Source organism: Candidatus Competibacteraceae bacterium, from assembly GCA_016699715.1.
Classification (GTDB): Bacteria; Pseudomonadota; Gammaproteobacteria; order Competibacterales; family Competibacteraceae; genus Competibacter.
The window spans coordinates 3327413-3347276 of sequence record CP065007.1 but is presented as its reverse complement, the minus strand read 5'-3'; the positions used below and the strand labels follow the sequence as shown (position 1 = coordinate 3347276).

Below are 19864 nucleotides of genomic sequence, written 5' to 3'. Positions count from 1 at the left end.
AACGTCCCGCGCGGCTGTTTAAACCGCCCCGGGTTTTGAGGAGGCTCCATCACTTGAGAGAATGGAGCCATGAAGAAATCTGTAAAGTATTCGCCCGAGGTCATGGAGCGTGCTGTGCGCTTGCTGTTTGAAGCCAGGGCTCAGTATGAATCGCAGTGGGCAACGATGGTATCGATTGCGGCCAAGATCGGTTGTACCGTCGAGACACTGCGTCGGTGGGTCCGCCAGCACGAGCGTGATACCGGTCAGCGTGAGGGTCTCGGTACGGCTGAGCAGGACCGGATCAAAACCCTGGAACGTGAGGTTCGCGAACTCCGTAAAGCCAATGAGATTCTGCGCTTGGCCAGTGCGTTTTTCGCCCAGGCGGAGCTCGACCGCCGCTTCAAATCGTGAGGGCGTTCATCGATCAGTACCGGAATGCCTTTGGGGTCGAGCCGATTTGCAAGGTCCTGCAGGTTGCCCCATCGGGGTATTGGCGTCATATCGCGCGGCGACGCGATCCAGCAGCACGCCGCGCGCGGGCGCGGCGTGATGACACTTTGATGATCGACATCGAGCGGGTCTGGCAAGCGAACCTGCAGGTCTATGGGGCCGACAAGGTCTGGCGGCAGTTGCATCGGGAAGGCATCGCCGTGGCCCGCTGTACGGTCGAACGACTCATGCGCCGCCTGGGTCTGCGCGGCGTCATCCGCGGCAAGCTCATACGCACCACGGTGGGGGATCCGGCTACGTCGTACCCCGTGGCCCAGGTCAACCGACAGTTTAACGCCGAGCGGCCGAATCAGCTGTGGGTCTCAGAAATAGTCTTTACGCAAATGACAAAAACGGATGTGCTCGCTGCTCGGGTGGGTAGGGATGACATAACGAATTTCGACCTCGGCATCCGTCACGATAACCCGGTCGATCAAAAGCTCGACCAGCTGACGCTTTTGTTCGAAGGTGGCATTGACCAGCCCCCTTTGAACGCGGGCGCAGAACTCCTCAATGGCGATGGCCAGTCCGGCCACTTCCTCGTGGCGTTCGGCCTGGGCCGAGAGTTGGGCCTCCTGTTCCGCCAGCGCCTGGTCACGCTGCGCCAAGTCGCGGCGGCGCCGCTCATACTCGGGCAAGGGGATGATGGCTTGCAGGTAGGCTTCCGTTAGACGCTCCAGTTGCTGGCCCAGGCTGGCCCGCCCTTTCTGCAAGTTATACCATTTACGATTAGATTTTGTTATCATACTCATTTAACCTACTTTTATTGTCTCAGTTTGCTAGTAAAAACTATGGACTTTAGTCCAAAACTTTTAGTGTATGGTTTGCCATGAGATCTTATCGCAAAGGTTCACATACGGTTCATGAGCTGAAGGTTCACTTGGTCTGGATTACAAAATATCGGTACAACGTACTGACCAAGGAAGTAGGTATTCGGATACGCGAACTGATTCGTCAGGTATGCGATGCGAATGAAGTTGAAATTATCCAGGGACGAGTCAGCAAAGATCATATCCATCTCTATGTATCCTACCCTCCGCATCTGTCAGTGAGTGATATGGTACGACTCATGAAGGGGCGTTCTTCCCGCCGAATTCAAGAAGAGTTCCCCCAGTTAGGAAAGCGCTATTGGGGTAAGCATTTTTGGGGCATTGGTTATGCTGCTTTCAGTTCTGGTCATGTGACTGATGAAATGATCCAAGAGTATTTAAAAGGCCATGAAAATCATCCAAATCATCGGGATGATAATTTTTTGATCGAGTGACTTTCAGTCATCAAACACAAGCTATCAGCTTGCACCTTTCAGTCAGCTTTAGCTGAAACCGAGACTTTCAGTCTCTAAAGCATTCTATGCACTTTCAGTGCATAGTGGTTGAATGATCCAGTCATGAGCCGCTCATTACAAGTCGAAATCCACGAATCCTCCGAAGAACTAAAGCGCATAATGAATGAACAAACTCACGCCAAGTTTCGAGAGCGATTACAAATTCTATATTGGATTAAAAGTGAGATTTTTCATTCTTTACAAGAGTTAGCCGATCATTTATGGCGATCGAAATCCGTCATTGTCAAGTGGCTCAAAGTATATCGTACCCAAGGCTTAATCGGGCTGTTGCAGTGGAATTATCATGGCGGCCGTCGTTCGAGAATTACCGAAGCTATGAGAGAGGCACTCCAGCGCCGTCTGGACGATCCGACTCATGGATTTCATAGTTACGGACAAATCCAGCAGTGGCTTCTCCAGGAATACGAGGTCGATATTCCTTATTCAACAGTGCATCAAGTCGTTCGTTATCAACTCAAAGCAAAACTTAAAGTGGCGCGGCCAACGAGCGTTCATCGCCATGAAGAGGCGGTGGTTTCTTTTAAAAAAAACTTCCACGACAACTCATTGTACAGGACAAAATCATCTAACCAAATGAATTTACGTTAAAATTCTGCCGGGTGGCGTATTGGTTAGAGGTAGAAAACAGCGATTTTGAGGGCTCGATCCCAACCGTTTAAAGAGCGACTCCAGTGCCTGATGAAAAGCGTATTGCCGGGCGGATTCTTGGTGATGAAATAAACAACTTCTCAAATAATCTAATCCATAGCGAAAAAGACTTTGGGTGGGACGGCCATGTTTTTTGATCTTGATCGGTTTAATTTCATGGCGCCATTCACCAATAATATGCGCCCAACTAAATGCAATAGCGAGAAAAGCCATCCATTTTTCAAGTCGCTGGGGGTCAGTTATATGGGTGGATTCCAGATCGAATCCCCGAGTTTTTAAGCAAATGAAAAGCGTTTCGATCGGCCAGCGTTCCTTATAATTTTCCAACGCGGTTTCCGGTTGTTCTTGCGTTGCGAGAATAACGAATTCACCGTTGGCCATTTTCAGACCAATCACATAAAGAGAGTGCCCCCATACGGTTCGTTGGCCCGATAAAACCAGAGCGCTGCCACGGGGTAGGCCTCGAAAAAGATTTTCGGCGGAGACGGGGACCCCTCGGGAGTTAGAGATTCGCGTATTCTTTTTGATGCGTATTACGAATTTAATTTGATTTTCAATAAGATAACCAAACCATTGAATCCCAATAAACTCGCGATCCGCAAACAAGCAGGCGATCATTTGCGGGCCGAAAATCGTAAGGAATCGATTCATTAATGCTATTCTTTCTTGGGTATTTGAGTTGCCTTTTTTATCTAAAGCAACCCATAGTATAGGAAAAGCAGATCCGCGATAGACGACTCCTAAAACAAGGTAATTGATATTGACATCACCATATTTCCAATTGGTTCTATCGAGTGTCAATTTGAACTGAAGCACAGGAATGAGACTGGCAATGAACCGGGCGACTTGATTCAGGTCTAGAGAAAATTGACAAAAAAGTCGTTGAAGGCGTTTGTAATGAGAGGCCGGTTGCGCACGCCCAGGAAAGGTGACAGCAATCTTTGCGAGATTGACCGTTCCCATCTGGATGATTCCGATAATTAAATAGACAATGCAAGAGATACGCGCTCGGTTCCAGTGAAAATGATGATGAAGCATTTCTGCAAAGTGCCGGGTATTAAAAAAGGGGAATTCACGGAATTAACCTCGCCTGTTTTAGAATTAATGTTATCAATCAATTAGTTATGATAACAGCAACCTCGCGATCCTACTACCCTCAAAATAGCTGTTATTTTTTATCTTAATTTTCAGCAAGTTATTTTTGTCCTGTACAATGACGACAACTTGAATTAATTGATATTCTTCAGCAAGTTGAAAATGAAGCGGTCCGGCCTTTACGGTATTGGTGCCAAGATGAAAGTCGCTTTGGATTAAAAACGATCACCCGGCGGGTCATCACCGCACTGGGGATTAAGCCAGTTGGTCCAGTTCAATGGACCTTTCAATCATTTTGGCTCTATGGTGCCATTGAGCCACTGAGTGGCGAAAACTTCTTTTTAGAATTTTCCCATTTAGATGCTGATTGCTTTCAGTGGTTTTTGAATGAATTTTCTAAAACTTATCCGCACAGCCTCAACGTAATTCAATTGGATAACGGTCGCTTTCATTCTGCCAAAAAACTCGTAATTCCCGATAGGGGGTGTCCATCTGAGTGCGGTAATCCCTACCTGTTGTAGTCTCGCCACGGGCGAACTGACGAGGTGACAGCAAGCGACGCCGGGCTCAGCTGATGCGCTGACAGCGGGCACGGGGGGATGAGCTTCGGCGATGGGTTTGCCACCAGCGAGTGGTAGGTCATGGGACCTGTTTGCACGGCTTGTTCGAGGAGCCGCCGGAACAACAGTCCACGAAATGCAGAATGACGCCGATTGAATCGAAACGCAAACTCGTCAAGGTAGCCTTGCAGATGATCGGACTCGACGGCGCCTTGGTGGGTGCCGAGAAGCCATCGTTTGAGCAAGGCAGCCACCCTGTGGACACCGGGCATGGAGACGTGAGCAGGATCACCGCTATCGGAGACGATAGTCCGTCGATGAATCAATCCGTGAGTGGCGAGATCGTGGTAGCCACTCCAGCCATCGGTCAACACGGTGGCCCCGCGCGCCACGGCATCGCAGACGAATGGCACCAAACTTGCGCCCGACGCATCAGGAACACAAAGCATCCGTACCCGTCCGAAGCCCTTGGGAGATCGCAGCTCGATGGCGACCGCAACCAGCGACTTGCGTCCCGCACCACGGCCACGCTTGCCGCCATGTTCTTCACCGCCAACCAGGGTTTCATCAACTTCCACCTCACCGCTCAGGCGATCGCGATCTGGACGAACCATCGCCGTGCGAAAGCGGTGCAGCATCGTCCACGCCGTCTGGTAGGAGCCGAAGCCCAACAGGCGCTGAAGCGTCTTGGCCGAAACCCCATTCTTCGCCGAGGTCATGTACCAGGCAACAGCGAACCAAACCGTCAGCGGTGTACGAGTGCGGTGGAAGATCGTCCCCGTGGTCACCGACACACGACGCCTGCAGCGTTCACACCAAAACCGCCCGTCACTCATCCGCCAACTCTTGGTGGTTCCGCAGCGCGGGCAAACGAAACCGTCTGGCCAGCGCAGCCAATCAAGATAGTCGAGACAGGCGTCATCATCGGGAAACCACGCGCACAACTCGGCATAGTCACGCGGGTAATCGTGACCGCCCTGGAGAGCAGAGGCAGGAAGCTGCTTCGTCATCCCTACATTTTGTGCTTACCGCACTCAGATGGACACCCCCTTTCCCGATAATGTCGTTTTATTATTCCAACCGCCTTACAGTCCCGATGTGAACCCCATTGAGCGTGTTTGGCAATCAATGAAAGATCAATTGTGTTGGATCAATTTAAAAACCCTAGATGAACTACGTAAAAAAGTGGATGAACTCATTCAATCGCTTCTCCCAAGCGAAGTGATTTTTTTGACCAGTTTTGATTTTATTTTATCCGCACTAAAGTAGTAAAATCTATTAGTAATTTGTATAACGCGGGTCGCGCCATGCATAGGCACGGCGGATACGATCTTGATCGCGCGGCGCCCAGGGCGTTTTATGAGCACCGCGCGCTGGAGAGAAGCGATGAGAAGGGGGAGACACGGACGTATTCACCTGAATTCAAGGCCAAGGTTGCCTTGGCGGCTATTCAGGGTGAGTGGACGATGGCGGAGCGGGTCAAGAAGCTCGGCGGGCATGCCCATCAGATCAGTGACTGGCAGCAGCAGCTGAGCAATGCATCGACGGATATCACGGATATCCCGATGGCCCGGGGCGTTGTGCATTCGGGTCGCGGTCATGGACGGGTACTCGCGCAAGGTGCTGTCGTGGCTCGTGTCCAACACGCTGGATGCGAGCTGCTGTGTCGACGCCTTGGAGGCAGCGATCGAACCGCATGGCGTCCCGGAGATCTTCAATGCCGACCCAGGCAACCCGTTCACGAGCGAGGACTTCACCGACGCTCTCAAACAGCATGACCTCCGCAGCAGCATGGATGACAAGGGCTGGTGGGTTCGGATAACGTCTTCATCGAGCGCCTGTGGCGCAGTGTGAAGTACGAGGCGGTATACCTGAAAGCCGATGACCGCATCGCTGTTGCACGGGCGTCATTGGGCCGCCACTTCGCCTTCTACCACACGGAGCGACGACACCCGCCACTTGACCGGCGCACGCCGGACAGCGTGTACTGCGGGACCGCCGCCAGACCGGCGGCTTGACCCGAAGGCCCACTGATCGCGCTGTCCAATTTATAGGGTCCACTGCTATCCAAGGAGATACCACGAATGCAAATCAAAGAAACATTGCTCTTGAGAGCACCCCTTACAGGATTTAAAGCTGTCTTCTTGATTCTGGCATTGGCGGCCTGTCTGGTTGGCGGCGGCGCGCAGGCCGCCGACCAGGGACCGCGGAACCACGCCCGAGGTCTATACGACACCATCACCGCCACCTACATGGTGGTCGAGGGCGACGATCTGATCGCGATCGGTGAGCGTTTCGAGATCCCGGTGGATACGCTGAAGACGCGAAACAAGCTGTCATCGAACCAGATCAAGGTCGGCGACAAGCTGAGCATCGCCGCCGCGGGTACCCCGGCGGTTAGCGCGGAGGTCAACGACAAAACGCTCCAATCTCTCTCGGCCCCGGATTCGGTCGAGACCCGTATCGGCAAGCTGGAGTTCAAGGACGGTGTGCCGAGCGCGGAGACCGCCGAGAAGGTTTATGACACCCTGGACTTCACCCGCGCGCTGAACGTCTACAACAACAGCTTTCGCGGCGCCTCGGCCCTGGGACTCGTTAAGGGTTTCCAGAGCGTCGGCGCAAAGAGCGGCGACATCGTCATCTTCGAACAGCTGATGGATGCAAACTCGCTGTTCCTGACCGCGAATGCCGACACGGTCTATTACCTGGGCTGGATCGACCTGTCGAAGGGGCCGGTGGTGATCGACCAGCCGAGCGACGGGCTCGGCGCGATCAACGACATGTGGTTCCAGTGGGTGATCGACATGGGCAAGCCGGGACCGGATCGTGGTCTGGGCGGCAAGTACCTGATCGTCGGCCCGGAGTATGACGGCCCGCTGCCCGAGGGCGGCTATTTCGTGGCCCATGCCAAGACCAATACGATCCTCTATGCCCTGCGGGCCTTCATCAAGGACGGCAACGACCCCAAGCCCGCGGTCGAGAACATCAAGCAGAACCTGAAGATCTATCCCTATGTGCCCGGCAGCTATGGAACGCCCATCGCCGAGGCACTGGAAGGAAAGGTCAAGCTGGCCGGCGAGCCGAAGATCCCCGAGATGAAGTTCATCAATGCCAGCGGGAGGTCGTTTAACACCATCCCGCCCAGCGATTTCGGCTTCTTCGAGATGATCAACGAGAATGTCCAGAACGAGCCGGCCACCAGCTATGACGTTGAGCTTGCGGGTCAGCTTGCGGCCATCGGGATCGTGCATGGCAAGGCGTTCAAACCCGACGAGCGGATGAAGAAGGTTCTTGGCGACGCCGCCGCCGTGGGGCAGGCCGCCGGCCGGGCGCTGCAATGGCAGTTCGCCGATCAGCATCCGGACTGGGCCTATTACGAGGGCTCGCACTGGGGCAACATGCTCTTCGAAGGCGGCGCCCTGTTCGAGACCCCACCACCGCTGTTCGAAGACGGCATGTTCAAGCCCTTCCCGCCGACCGGGGCCCGCACACTCGACAGCCGCGCGGCGTTCTACTACGCCTATACGCTCGACAGCCCGGCGATGGTTATGCGCATCCCCGGTGTGGGCTCGCAATACCTGATGGGCTTCCTCGACCGCGACGGAAAACCGTTCGACGGCGCCAAGACCTACAAGGTGACGCTACCCAAGGATATCCCGGCGGCGGCGTTCTGGTCCTTCACGGTCTACGACAACCAGACCCGGTCGATGCTACTGACGCCGCAGAAATACCCGCGCGCGGGTTCCCAGAGCTATCCGACCCCGGCGGCGGTGACGACCGAAGACGGATCGACCACCGTGTTTTTCGCGCCAAAGAAACCCGAAGGCGTGGCAAAGGGCAACTGGATCCAGACCGACCCGAAGAAGGGCTGGTTCACCATCCTGCGACTCTACAGCCCGCTGCCAGCCTTCTTCGACAAGACTTGGCGACCGAGCGAGATCGAGCTGGTCAAGTGAGGCGAAAAACTGGACTTTGGCTATTTTGATGGTTTGAGGCGAGGCTAAAGTGGGCAGAAGCATCCTGGGAGTATCCTGCTCGGGCGGCCCAACCCAGAGGGCACCCCGATGAGGAGGCCTCCGCCGGCAGCCATGATAGCGATCTGGGCGCCATTCGCGGGGTACTGGTGGTCGATCTCACCGTCAGTACCCGCCGATGGCGGTCTTCAGTGCCGACTTGGATCTCCCCGTGGTCACCATCGTCGCGCGGTGGGTCCAACGCTGGGACGTGGAAGTCACCTTTGAAGAAACCCGGCGCCATCTGGGGGTCGAAACCCAGCGGCAATGCTCAGACCTGGCGACCACCCGGATCACGTCGGCGCTATTCGCAATGACTCACTCAATCGTTTTCCAGCAGGGAATCGTTGATAAAAATCGGTTGCTCGTCGCCGAAATCGCCCAGCAAATGACTTTCCCGAGCGGCGAGATCGAGGGTCGGTATCGAAATACCGGTCGAGCGTATCATCGATATTGAGCAACCCTTCATCGTGCAGTTGAAGAAGCAAGGTAACAGTGAACGTTTTGGTGACACTGCTGATACGCACATGCTGATCAAAGCGCATGGGCTCACCGGTCGCCCGATTCGAGACCCCATAAGCTTGTATCCACTGACCGACACCGGGCACCCATAACCCGACCAGCATTCCTGGCACATCAAGCTCTTGATGCAGCTGTCCGATCGTGGTTCGCAGTTCGCGCTGGGCGCGTTCGCTGAATTGCGCGGCATCATCGTCATCATTATCTTTCCCGCAACCACTCAGTCCTGAGCCTAGCAGCAACAAGATCCACACAATATAAAAATGGCGTCGGTTGTTCATGAAGAGTGCATTCTCCTGGGAGTGGTGTAATGCAATCTCGTGGTGTTACTGACAAGCCGCCCTCATCGGCCGCCGTGCCGGCCACGCCCGATAGGCATTTATTCCCCATAAACGATCCGGCTGGCTGCGCTACAATCGTCCACAAGGCCAACGACTCCACCGTCAGCGAACTCATCATGACCGCCAACGACGCCACTCTCAGCAACGCTTGCCAGACCCTGGACCGGGTCGGCGCCGAATTCCTGACCTGGTTGGAGAACCACTCCGAGCGAGTCCGTCAGGAAAAGGCCGGCTTGACCAAGGAATTCCGCCGCCTCACCGCCCAGGCCCGCCGGCTGGAGCAGGCCGTGCGGCGGCCGATGTGCGCGGGCGTATTCGGTCCCAGTCAGTCGGGCAAATCCTATCTGATCTCGGCTCTGGCCCGCAAAGGCACCGCGCCGCTACTGGCCGACTTCGCCGGCCAGAAGATCGACTTCATCCGCGAAATCAACCCGGAAGGCGGGCGCGAATCCACCGGCCTGGTGACTCGTTTCAGCCTGAAGCCGGGGTTCGAGGTGGCGTCGGCCGCGCCGGTGCAAATGCGGCTGCTGAGCCAGACCGATTTGGTCAAGATTCTCGGCAACACCTATTACGCCGATTGCGATCACAGCGAGGACGAACCGCTCGGCCAGGCCCAGTTGAGCGAATTGCTGGACGGACTGGTTCCGATGGCGCAGGCCCAAGCGGTCGATCCGCTGACCGCCGAGGACGTATTCGACCTGCAAGCCTATTTCGAGCGCTATTTCAAAGGCTACGAACGGGTTCGGCTACTGCGGCATGGCTACTGGGAGCAGGCGGCGCAACTGGCGCCCCGGCTGCGGATTCAGGATCGCGCCCGCCTGTTCGGCGTAATCTGGGGCGGGGTGGAGGCCTTCAGCCAACTCTATACCCGTCTCTACACCGGTTTGCAGGGGCTGAATTTCGCCGGCGAGGCCAGCGCCGGACTGGATGCATTGCTGCCGCGCGAACAGAGTCTGATCGATGTGCAGACCCTGAAGGGGCTGGGCTCGGGCGGCGGCGGTGCCCTGACCCTGAACGGCGCGGGCGGCGCGCGGGTGACCCTGCCGCGCAGCGAGGTGGCGGCGCTGATCGCCGAATTGCGCATCGTGATCGCCGAACAGCCCTGGGATTTCTTCGAGCACACCGACCTGCTCGACTTTCCCGGCGCCCGCTCCCGCGAACAAATCAAGGATCTGCCGGTTTTTCTCCAGGGCGGCGATGCGTTGCAGAGTCTGTTTCTGCGCGGCAAGGTCGCCTATCTGTTCGAGCGTTACTGCGCCGAACAGGAACTGACCAGCATGTTGCTGTGCATCGGTCCCAGCAATCAGGAAGTCAAGACCCTGCCGGAAATGGTGTACGACTGGATCGCCGGTACCCACGGCGCCACACCGGAACAGCGGGCGCAACAGCCGACCGCGCTGTTTCTGGTGCTAACCAAGTTCGACATGGAATTCGAGGAAAAAGCTGGCGAACGCTCACCCGAAAGCCGCTGGATCACCCGCATGGAAAGTTCGCTGCTCAACTTTTTCGGCAAGCAGTACCATTGGCCGCGACAGTGGGACACCGAGGGCGCGTTCCGCAACAGCTACTGGTTGCGCAATCCCAACTTCAAGGCCAAGCACATGTTCGACTACGACGAAGACGGTCGCGAAACCGGTATTCGTCCCGGCGAACGCAAGCGGATCGAAATGTTCCGGGAGGCGTTTCTGCAAGACGCCACCGCCAGCGCCCACTTCCGTGACCCGCAACAAGCCTGGGAGGCGGGCTTCGCGCTTAACGACGGCGGCATCACCTATCTGGCCGAAAACCTGCGCCCGTTGTGCAACCCCGAACTCAAGCGCCGGCAACTGACCGCTCAGGTGGCGCAACTGGGCGAGCAGATGATCGAGCATATCGGCCATTACTACGTCAGCGACAACCCGGAACAGGAAATGAACAAGCGCTTGGCCGCCGCCCAGCAGGTTGCCGGTCGTCTGATCGATTGCGCCGGAGAGCAGCGTTTCGGCGAGCTGCTGCGCGCCCTGCAAGCCGATAGCGACGAATTGGAAGGGATCTACTACCGCATCGAAACCCGCCTGCCGGATGAGAAACGGGCGGTCGGTGCTCCGACCATCGGGACGGCGGTGGACACCCAGAAGATGAAACTGCTGCTGGGTCTGGGAGGAGCCGCCGAGGAGCCGGCCGCGGCGCCTCGCCGGGACGACGCCGCGCTGTTCGCCCGCGAGGCGGTGGCGGAATGGATGCGCGACTTACAGGATCTGAGCGGCAATAAGGCATTGTGCGATTATTTCCGGGTGCCGGAAACGATGATGGTCGAGTTCGTCAAGGAATTGATTGGCGGGGCGCAGCGGCTGAAACTGGAAGAACGGATCGAGGCGCGGGTGCGCGAAGTAACCGGTTTCCGCATGAAGTTCGAACAAATCGTGGCGCTGCCAGCGCGGCTGACCGCCAACCTATTCAACCGGTATGTGGATTTTCTGGGCTACGACGCGTTGGCCCCGGAACAACGGCCGATGTTGCCGTTGGAAACCGGTCCTCGCCCGGTGTTTCCGCCGCGGGCGGTGCCGCGCGGTGGCCCACAATTGAGCGAGCGGCAATCCACCTACGATCAGGACTACTACACGGATTGGATTCGCGGTTTCCTGGACCTGGTGGAGCGCAATGCCCGGACTCGTGGCGGAGCCGAGGTGGATTTGGCCGCCAACCGACGCTTGGGCGAATTGCTGGCGAAACTGCAAACGGTCACGGCCTGAGCCAGGATTCCCGTCAACATGATGCATGTTCCAGCCTACAATGATTTGGAGAGGGGCGGGACGCCGGGCTTGTAGTGCCCGTCGCGCGCCCGATTCCCCGGAGGATGACGATGTCCACCCTTTCAGTCCGCGTTTCGGAAGATCCGGCCCGCCCGCTGGGGCACGCGATCGTAACCCTGGAAGGGTTGCCGCGCACGCTGGAGACTTTTGAATTCGCCTTGAGCCGCCACGGTTTTGCCGCCAACCATCTGGGCCCGGAGGGCTGGCAGGGAGCGGAATGCTGGCTGCAACCCGAGGAAGCCTGGTACAGCGAGGCGGTCCTGAAATTCGTCGTCCATCCCGATCTGGCGTTTCAGTTGGAAAACATGCCCTACCGCTTGGCGGTGCGCGGTCAGGGCCTGGATGAATCCGCCGCCGCGACCTTCGTCTGGCCGCTGGAGCTGGATATCGAGGAAGGCGGTGCTAGCGGCGAACGGCGAGTGGTCGGCGGCACGCGGGTCGATCCGGGACCGAAAGCGCGCCCGGAGCCGACAGACGATTCCGGGTCGGCCGAGCCATCGATGCCGGAAGTCAGCGAAGCCGAACTGGCGATTCCCGATATGCCGATTCCCGACATCGCCGCCGGTTCGGGATCGACGGAGGACGACCTGCCAACGCGGTTGGTGTCGCGCAAGCAGGCGGAAGCGCGGACGGCGGCAATGGAGCAGGAGCCGTTGCTCCCGGACGAGGATGCGCCGGCGGATGTGGAGATGACCCGCCGGGCACCGGGTCGCCTGATTCCCCCAACGGCGGGCGCCGGCCGCCGGACCGGTAGAGCCGGTGGCGCTGGCCCGGTCACGCCAACGGAGGAGCCGGCCCAGTCGGCGCCAACGGTTCCCGAGTCGGAATTGCCGACGCGGGTGGTGCCGCCCCGGATGGAACCGCGCTCGGAACCGCGGCCTCCGGCCTCGGCCGCGAGCACGGAACGGCGTGGCATGTCCGGCTTGCTGGTCGGGCTGTTGGGGTTGATGGTTTTGGTGGCGGTGGCGGCATTGGGTTGGTGGTGGTTCGGCCGGCAACCCGTCGGGTCGCCCGCGCCCGCCGGTATTGCCACGCCGGCCAGCGACGTGCCGGCCGATGATCGCATTGCGCCCGCGCCGGAGCCGGTGCCCGCGCCGGAGCCGGTGCCCGCGCCGGAGCCGGTGCCCGCGCCGGAACCAGTGCCCGCGCCGGAGCCGGTGCCCGCGCCGGAACCAGTGTATCGACCGAATGCGTGGGAACCGCCAAAGACCACGCTGGAACCGAAGCCCGCGCCGCCCGCGCCGCCCGTCGTGCCGACGGTTCCGCCCGCTCCCGCGCCGTCGCCGGTTCGCCCCTCCGGCCGCAGCTTGGAAGAGGAGTTGAAATCGCAGTTTGATCCGACCGTACAGGAACTGGAGAAGGGACTTCGCCATCATCAGCCGTCTGGGTCGCGCTAGCGTGGAACAGCGCATGATTCAGGCAAATTCAGCGCATCCGCATCCATAGCTAGAGGAGCCTTTTCATGAGCCGTCTTTCGAACAGCAGCTTGTCGGTATTGCTCGGACTGTTGGCCGGTTTGACGCGGATACCCCACATAGCGACTTCTCAACCACCGTCCTCATCGGGAGCAAGGTCGTCCGAAGCGCCCAGCGCGACCCAGCGCGGGCCAAGCGGTTTGCTACTCGGTTGGATTGTGATCGCCGCCATAGCTGGCGTAGCCGCCGTCGGGCTGTGGTGGTTCAGCCATCAAACGGCCGGAATGCCCGCCGCGCGACCGAGCACGACCCAGATCTCTCCGGCGCCTGGAACCGTGGTTCCCGAACCGGTTCCAGCTTCCGGGCCGAAGCCCGCCGGAACCCAATAGAACGGCCCGCCGCCCGTTCGGGCGGCGGCGTTCGAACGCGGATAGGAGGTATGTCCATCATGCTCAAGCACCGGGAGCGTTTCTCATGAGTCGTTCATCGATCGGCGCCCTACTGTTGCTATCGAGTCTGTTGAGTTGGGTACCGGCCATGGCCGAAGAGACCGATGCCAAGGAGATCGGCATGGTGACCGGTTCCAAGACCGGTACCTACATCCAGTTTGGCAACAACATCGCCGGAGTCGCCAAAACCGTCGGTTTGGATATCCTGGTCAAGGATTCCCAGGGTTCGATCGACAATATCAAGCGCATCAACAGCAAGGAAAACGCCACCTTTGGCATCGTGCAATCCGATGTGTTGGGGTTCCTCAGCCGTTCGGAAAGCCCGGAGATGCGCCAGCTCGCTGGCCGGCTGCGGCTGATCTTCCCGTTCTACAACGAGGAGGTGCATCTGTTCGCCAGCAAGTCGATCCAGTCGTTCGGCGACCTGACGGGTCAACGGGTGGTGGTGGGTCAGCAGGGCAGCGGCACATGGCTGACCGCCATGAATCTGCTGCAATTGACGGGCGTCAAACCGGCCGAGTTGCTCAACCTGCCACCGTTGCAGGGCGTGACCGCCGTGCTCAAGGGCGAAGCCGACGCCATGTTCTACGTGGCCGGCAAGCCGGTCAGCCTGTTCGCCAAACTGGACAGCCTGACCGACAAGCCGGAATTCGCCCCGCTGCTGGCGAACGTGCATTTCGTGCCGCTGGACGACCCACGCATGCTGCGCGAATATCAGGTGGCCGAAATCGGCCAGAGCGATTATGAATGGACGAGCGGTAGCGTGCCGACCATCGCGGTCAAGGCGGTATTGATGAGCTTCGACTTTTCCGGTAAGCAAAGCCCCTATTTCGCCCTGCGTTGCCAACAATTGGCCAAGCTCGGTCAGGTCATCCGCGCCAATATCGGCCAGCTCAAGCAAACCGGTCACCCCAAATGGAAAGAGGTCGACCTCGATGAAAAGGTTGGCCTCTGGCAACTGGATAGTTGTTCTCGCGGTGCCAAGAGCGGGGGCGCGAACGTGGATCTCTCCCGCGAATTGGAGAAGATGCTGTTGAACCAGTACGAGTGGCCCCGATATTCGATTCCGGCGGCCTGAAGCCGGGTCCGCCGGCCAGGTGACCGGATTTCGAAAGGTGTATGTGGGAGAAAGTCGATGCGATTCGTTCGAGCGGTTTTGATGGGGATGTGGGTTGCCGGGACGGTTCCGGTGTTGGCCCAGGATGCGCGGCCGGACGCCCGCATGGAGTTTTCCGGTTTCTCGGTGGGCTTGTTGTTCGGCTACAGCCAAGGGCAAGGCACGCTGGAGTTTCAGGACCGGCAATACCGGTTTTCGGTCTCGGGACTCAAGGTGGCGACGGTGGGCATCAGTCAATTGAGCGCGGTGGGCCAAGTCTATCGCCTGCGGGACGTGGCTGATTTTGCCGGGCGGTATGTCTCGGCCGAAGGCGGGTTGACCGTGTTTCAGGGTGGGGGTCCCGCCGTGCTGCGCAACGAGCGAGGTGTAACGCTGTACCTGCAAAACGCCCAACTGGGCCTGGATCTGACCCTCGGCGGCGGCGGGTTGTCGATCGTGCTGGACCCCACCGACGAGCCGACCCCACCGGCCAGTTGAACGACCCTGTCGTTGTTGGTACGGCGGGATAACGGTCGGCAATCGCAAGGCGAGTACACGCATGGTGGAACAAATCCTGCTCAGCAGCAGTTCCTTTGACGGATTGCGCGAGATTGGCGGTTTCGGTCAGCCCTTGCATACCTTGTACCCGCAGATCCGGACGGTGCTGGCCAGCGAACTGGAGCCGGATGCGGCCTGGCTGTTGGCCGAACCGGTGGTGGATCGGGCCAACAACCGGATCGACTGGTACACCGAGGGCGATCCCGAGGAGCAACCGGTTGCTCTGAATGACCTGCCCGAGGAGCAACGCCGGTTGCTTCGTACCAGGATCGACGACCTGCTTGGCCGGGGGCGGGAGCTGGCGGAGCGATACGCGACCGCCAAGGAAGTTCGTCAGAATCAACTGGGCGCGATTTTGCGAGCGGTGTTGGTCACGCCGGCGGAAACCGGAGTGTTTCTGGTCAATAGCCGGCCGGTGCTGACTGGCTGGGGTTTTACGCCGGATCGGCCCTGGTCGGAGCCAGCCGGCTCGCCTGATTCGGCGATGGCCGCGTCCAGATCGATCGAACCGCCTCGCAATGTGGCGGTGCCCGAAATCCCCATGCCCGAGCTGGCGACCGCCGAGCCACAACCCGTCCCGCCGCGCGCGCCCTCCGCCGCGGGCGAATTTCAGTCGGAACCCGCACCGCCGCCCGTGCCGTTGGAACCCGCACCGCCGCCCGTGCCGTTGGAGCCCGCACCGCCGCCCGTGCCGTTGGAGCCCGCACCGCCGCCCGTGCCGTTGGAGCCCGCACCGCCGCCCATGCCGTTGGAACCCGCACCACCGCCCGTGCCGTTGGAGCCCGCACCGCTGGAGCCACCGCCGGAATCGCCGCCGATGCCCCAGACCCAGTCGGTGCCTCCGGTCGCGGCCGTGGCAACCGCGTCGACACGGTCGGAAAAGGAACCGCCGCTTGAACCCGAACCCACGCCGGTTGCGACAGGGGTAGATTCGTTATCCGTGGAAAAGGCCGAACCGGCATCGCCGCTACGCTATGTGGTGGTGGGCTCCACGGGATTTTGGAGCGTGTTCGCGCTCGCTGTTTTATTGGCGCTGGGCGCGGCGATTCTCAGCCATTGGCGAAGCCCGACCTCGGATCAGGTTGCGATGACACCCGTTCCGTCCGCTGAAGAGAATACCGGCGCGCTCGCGGACGCACGGCGAGCTGAAGTGGCATTGCGTGCCCGACTCGAACAGGCGCTCGCACGGCTGGCCGAACGACACGGCCAATGTCTGCCGGCCGGGGCGAATACACCAGCGCCAACCGCCAATGCACAAGAGCAGGGCAACGCGGGTACGGGTTTGATTCCGCCCGCTGAATCACGGAGCACGGCGAGATCGTCACCCGATGTCGCGGTGGTGCCGGTGGTCGCGCCTGACACGGAAACCCGTCCCGCGCCCGATCGGACGGCGCTTCCATCCGGTCGCGAAGTCGCATCCACCGTCCCCGGTGGGGGCAATGCCGGGCGGAATCCGGTTGCCGCCATGCCAACCACCGAGCATGTGGCGGTTCGGGCTGGCGCGATTGCGGGAGAGCCCGGTGCGTTGGAAGCCGCGATCGCGACAGCGCCGGCCACGCCGCCAGGTGACGCGCAACCTCGCACGGCCACGCCGGCGCCGACCGGTTTCGCTTCCCCGGATGAGGGGGTTGCCGCCGCGCCGAACTCGTCATCCAGCAAGCCGGTACCGTGGACTGGAACCTTGGAAGAGGAACTGAACAGTAAACTGAGTGGTTCCGAACCACCGGCCCCGGTATCGCCGAGCCCGGCGCCGGCTGAGCCGCCGCCGGTCAAAAGCGCGCCAACCCTTGAGGAACGTCGAGAGTTCGATCAGCGCATGTCGGCGGCCGGCGCGGCCATGGGCGAGATTACCGTGACGCTACTGTGGAACAGCCACGGCGATCTCGATTTGGTGGTGGATTGTCCCGACAGCCGGCAGTTGGATTACCGCAACCCCGCCGAGTGTGGCGGCACCCTGGACGTGGATGCCAACACCGCCCGCGACAAGCTGCAAGACCGTCCGGTGGAGAACGTGTTCTGGCCGGCCGGCAAGGCGGTGCCTGGAACCTATCGAATCGCCGTCCGCTACGTTCCGCGAAAGGACGAGCAGGTTCCCCAAGAAACATCGTATCAGGTGCGGCTAAGTCGGGGTGGCCAGGAGTCGGTGTTCAAGGGCGCGATCCGCCCCGGCGCGACCGTGCCGGTAACCGGCTTCACGGTGGAGCGCTGAGGAAATCCCATGAGCGAGCAGGTCGAGCGGCAACACCCGCAGTTCACAATCCACGCCGCCGAGGCGACGATCCCTCGCTACCAGCGCGCCTGGGTCTGGGGGGTGGTGGCGCTGGCGATTCTGCTATGTGGCATCGTGGTCGGCTGGCTGGCGAGTGGTACGATACCCGGCCTCCGGCACGGCATTCAGCCGAACCCGCAACTGGCGATCGACGGCACCGCGCTGACTCGACAGCAAGCGCTTAACGAAGGCTTGCGCGCTCGCATCGTCCGCTTGGAGCAGGCGCTGGCCGGCGATGCCTGTGATCCCGAGGCGTTGGAGGCGCTGACGCGGAGTCGTCGGGAACCCTGATCGATGCGCCACTCGGACCGGAAAGCGCGGAGAGGGGAACGATGATGGTCATTTTTTCTGCTGTTCTTAGTTGAGGAACCGAACATGTCGATTTATTCGATCCAACTGGATTGGCGGCGCGCGACGCCCGATTTCGATTACAAAACCTTCAACCGTGGCCATCTCTGGCATCTGGCCGGTGGTCACCAGACCGTGCAGGGTTCATCGGCGCCGGAGTACTCGGGCGACCCCGAAATGAGCAATCCCGAGGAAGCGTTGCTGGCGTCGCTGTCCAGTTGTCACATGTTGACGTTTTTGGCCATTGCCGCGCTCAAGAAACTAGTGGTGGACAGCTACGAGGACGAGCCCTTGGCCGAACTCGGCAAGAACGAAAAGGGTAGGACGATGGTCAGCCGGCTGACCTTGCGGCCCAAGGTGACGTTCGGTGGCGCCGCTCCCGATCCCGCTGTCCTGTTGGAACTGCACCGCAAGGCCAAGGAAAATTGTTTTATCGGCAATTCCCTGTTGACTCCAGTTACTCTGGAGCCCCGTTTCTGATGGCTGACCGGCCTCAGCAAAGGTGATCATGCATGGATAACATCAAGGAGCTTTTGCGGGAATGGGACAAGACTGGCGTGGCGAAGCTGACCGCGCGGGAATATCGGGTGCGATTGCCGATTCACGATGCCGCCCGCATCGCTGCTCTGGCGGACATGTACCCACGCAAGACCATGGAGCAAATTATTACCGAGTTGTTGTCGGCGGCGCTGGATACCCTTGAGGCGGCACTGCCTTACGAGCAGGGCGAGCGAATCATCGCCGAAGATGAGTGCGGCGACCCGATTTACGAAGATGTCGGGCCGACCCCGCGCTTTCTGACGCTGGCCAAACAACACGCTGCCCGTTTGGCCGAGGAAAGCGAAAGCGGCAGCGATTGATATTGCATTGTTGCTTCGCCTGCCTTATATATTCAACCCTTCGAAATCGTTGGTGGAGGGAAGGACCATTGGGTATACGGCTGTTTAATAAACAGATAATTCTTCTTGGTATCCTGGTGGGGTTGCTTGGTGGCTGTGCCACGAACGAAGTGCAAACTCCTCCACCCATGCCGCCGCTGACGCCGCGCCATGCGACGGTTCCCAACGAGCCCTGGTTGTTGGTGGATACCAAGGCCGACAATCTGGTGATCATGCAGGGCCAACAACCGGTGCGGGTGTTCCACCAAGTCGCGCTGGGCAGCAGTGGCGCTGGCCTCAAGTTTCGTCGTGGCGACAATAAGACGCCGCTCGGTGTGTTTCGGGTAGGCTGGATCAACGATCATAGCCGGTTCAAGAAATTCATCGGCCTCGATTATCCCAATCTCGACTACGCCGAACAGGCTTTGCGCGAACATCGGATCGACCGGTTGACCTACGAGCGTATCCGCGCCGCCTGGGTCAGTGGTCACACGCCGCCACAGGATACGCCGCTGGGCGGGCAGATCGGTATTCATGGAATCGGATTCGGCGATCCGAGTGTCCACAGTGCCGGCATCAACTGGACCAGCGGTTGCGTGGCGCTGGATAATGGGCAGATCGATGCGCTCAGACCGTGGGTCAAGGTCGGGATGCGTGTCGAAATTCGTTGATGGTATAAAGGGAATTTCTGCAAGTGTGATAACTGTCCTATATAATCGACTTTGCAGTAGTCTCGCCGCCATTCATCGCCTTTCTCATCCACAACAATCTTTTTTATGCGTAAGGAGCTGATAATGTCCATGAAGAGTCTGACCAAAGTTTCCGCCCTGGCCCTGATCGCCGGTTTGACCGTTGGCTGCGCCAGCACCAGCGATCTGCAGAAGGTGCAGAACGACGCCAACGAAGCCAAGTCCATGGCCCGCAACGCAATGGATACCGCCAACGAAGCCAAGTCCATGGCCGGCGAAGCCAAGTCCATCAGCATGGCGACCGAGGAGAAGATCAACCGCATGTTCAAGAAGTCGATGTACAAGTAAGTCAGGCACCCGGGTGCGGAAAACCCCGCG

General features: G+C 59.2%; 20 protein-coding genes, 1 pseudogene and 1 other annotated feature. Of the genes and pseudogenes, 18 read left to right on the top strand and 3 right to left on the bottom strand.

Annotation, left to right across the window (positions count from 1 at the left end; genetic code table 11):
* The first annotated feature begins 69 nt into the window (after nucleotides 1-69).
* The 3 genes and pseudogenes from IPM89_15100 (at nucleotide 70) to IPM89_15090 (ending at nucleotide 2404) form a co-directional block, all read left to right on the top strand.
* Nucleotides 70-800, top strand: a pseudogene (locus IPM89_15100) (IS3 family transposase).
* Nucleotides 348-464, top strand: a sequence feature (AL1L pseudoknot). It overlaps the preceding pseudogene by 117 nt.
* Nucleotides 801-1300: 500 nt before the next feature.
* Nucleotides 1301-1735 carry an IS200/IS605 family transposase gene (tnpA, locus tag IPM89_15095; GenBank protein QQS54126.1) on the top strand — a complete coding sequence of 145 codons (435 nt, stop codon included), beginning with the start codon at nucleotides 1301-1303 and terminating at the stop codon, nucleotides 1733-1735.
* A 123-nt stretch (nucleotides 1736-1858) separates the two neighbouring features.
* The gene (locus IPM89_15090) at nucleotides 1859-2404 is read left to right on the top strand and encodes a helix-turn-helix domain-containing protein (protein QQS54125.1); all 546 of its coding nucleotides are present in this window, start codon (nucleotides 1859-1861) and stop codon (nucleotides 2402-2404) included.
* Here IPM89_15090 and IPM89_15085 read toward each other — a convergent pair.
* Nucleotides 2396-3502 carry an IS4 family transposase gene (locus IPM89_15085; GenBank protein QQS54124.1) on the bottom strand — a complete coding sequence of 369 codons (1107 nt, stop codon included), beginning with the start codon at nucleotides 3500-3502 and terminating at the stop codon, nucleotides 2396-2398. The two genes, IPM89_15090 and IPM89_15085, sit on opposite strands and share 9 nt — an antisense overlap.
* Nucleotides 3503-3696: 194 nt before the next feature.
* On the opposite strand from IPM89_15085, the gene IPM89_15080 reads away from it, so the two are divergent.
* Nucleotides 3697-4080: a transposase gene (locus IPM89_15080; GenBank protein ID QQS55960.1), complete on the top strand. Its 384-nt coding sequence runs from the start codon at nucleotides 3697-3699 to the stop codon at nucleotides 4078-4080.
* Here IPM89_15080 and IPM89_15075 read toward each other — a convergent pair.
* On the bottom strand, nucleotides 4068-5129 hold the full coding sequence (locus tag IPM89_15075; GenBank protein ID QQS54123.1) for an IS1595 family transposase: 1062 nt from the start codon (nucleotides 5127-5129) through the stop codon (nucleotides 4068-4070). The two genes, IPM89_15080 and IPM89_15075, sit on opposite strands and share 13 nt — an antisense overlap.
* 28 nt (nucleotides 5130-5157) lie before the next feature.
* On the opposite strand from IPM89_15075, the gene IPM89_15070 reads away from it, so the two are divergent.
* From IPM89_15070 to IPM89_15055, 4 genes are all read left to right on the top strand, one after another.
* Nucleotides 5158-5388 (top strand): transposase, encoded by a 231-nt coding sequence (locus IPM89_15070; GenBank protein ID QQS54122.1) that lies wholly within the window; start codon nucleotides 5158-5160, stop codon nucleotides 5386-5388.
* Between the two features lie 330 nt (nucleotides 5389-5718).
* Entirely contained in the window at nucleotides 5719-5973 is a 255-nt protein-coding gene (locus tag IPM89_15065) for a transposase family protein (GenBank protein QQS54121.1), read from the top strand.
* Nucleotides 5970-6137, top strand: a complete 168-nt coding sequence (locus IPM89_15060) for a hypothetical protein (GenBank protein ID QQS54120.1) — start codon at nucleotides 5970-5972, stop codon at nucleotides 6135-6137. The genes IPM89_15065 and IPM89_15060 overlap by 4 nt, the downstream gene beginning before the upstream one ends.
* A gap of 234 nt (nucleotides 6138-6371) precedes the next feature.
* Entirely contained in the window at nucleotides 6372-8075 is a 1704-nt protein-coding gene (locus tag IPM89_15055) for a DUF1254 domain-containing protein (protein ID QQS55959.1), read from the top strand.
* 350 nt (nucleotides 8076-8425) lie between these two features.
* Here the strand turns inward: IPM89_15055 and IPM89_15050 are convergent, their stop codons facing one another.
* Nucleotides 8426-8932 (bottom strand): beta-lactamase family protein, encoded by a 507-nt coding sequence (locus IPM89_15050; protein QQS54119.1) that lies wholly within the window; start codon nucleotides 8930-8932, stop codon nucleotides 8426-8428.
* A gap of 176 nt (nucleotides 8933-9108) precedes the next feature.
* Between IPM89_15050 and IPM89_15045 the strand changes: the two genes are divergently transcribed.
* From IPM89_15045 to IPM89_15000, 10 genes are all read left to right on the top strand, one after another.
* Entirely contained in the window at nucleotides 9109-11724 is a 2616-nt protein-coding gene (locus tag IPM89_15045) for a type III effector HopL1 (protein ID QQS54118.1), read from the top strand.
* Between the two features lie 110 nt (nucleotides 11725-11834).
* Nucleotides 11835-13181, top strand: coding sequence for a hypothetical protein (locus IPM89_15040; GenBank protein QQS55991.1), 1347 nt, complete (start codon nucleotides 11835-11837; stop codon nucleotides 13179-13181).
* A 492-nt stretch (nucleotides 13182-13673) separates the two neighbouring features.
* Complete coding sequence (locus tag IPM89_15035) at nucleotides 13674-14726, top strand: TAXI family TRAP transporter solute-binding subunit (GenBank protein ID QQS54117.1); 1053 nt, start codon at nucleotides 13674-13676, stop codon at nucleotides 14724-14726.
* A gap of 57 nt (nucleotides 14727-14783) precedes the next feature.
* Nucleotides 14784-15242: a hypothetical protein gene (locus IPM89_15030; GenBank protein QQS54116.1), complete on the top strand. Its 459-nt coding sequence runs from the start codon at nucleotides 14784-14786 to the stop codon at nucleotides 15240-15242.
* 61 nt (nucleotides 15243-15303) lie between these two features.
* Nucleotides 15304-17511 (top strand): hypothetical protein, encoded by a 2208-nt coding sequence (locus tag IPM89_15025; GenBank protein ID QQS54115.1) that lies wholly within the window; start codon nucleotides 15304-15306, stop codon nucleotides 17509-17511.
* A gap of 9 nt (nucleotides 17512-17520) precedes the next feature.
* On the top strand, nucleotides 17521-17862 hold the full coding sequence (locus IPM89_15020) for a hypothetical protein (GenBank protein ID QQS54114.1): 342 nt from the start codon (nucleotides 17521-17523) through the stop codon (nucleotides 17860-17862).
* 84 nt (nucleotides 17863-17946) lie between these two features.
* Complete coding sequence (locus IPM89_15015) at nucleotides 17947-18399, top strand: OsmC family protein (GenBank protein QQS54113.1); 453 nt, start codon at nucleotides 17947-17949, stop codon at nucleotides 18397-18399.
* A gap of 32 nt (nucleotides 18400-18431) precedes the next feature.
* Nucleotides 18432-18779 carry a type 1 pili tip component gene (locus tag IPM89_15010; GenBank protein QQS54112.1) on the top strand — a complete coding sequence of 116 codons (348 nt, stop codon included), beginning with the start codon at nucleotides 18432-18434 and terminating at the stop codon, nucleotides 18777-18779.
* Between the two features lie 167 nt (nucleotides 18780-18946).
* Nucleotides 18947-19468 carry a L,D-transpeptidase gene (locus IPM89_15005; protein QQS55958.1) on the top strand — a complete coding sequence of 174 codons (522 nt, stop codon included), beginning with the start codon at nucleotides 18947-18949 and terminating at the stop codon, nucleotides 19466-19468.
* A 129-nt stretch (nucleotides 19469-19597) separates the two neighbouring features.
* On the top strand, nucleotides 19598-19834 hold the full coding sequence (locus tag IPM89_15000; GenBank protein ID QQS55957.1) for a hypothetical protein: 237 nt from the start codon (nucleotides 19598-19600) through the stop codon (nucleotides 19832-19834).
* Nucleotides 19835-19864 lie beyond the last annotated feature (30 nt).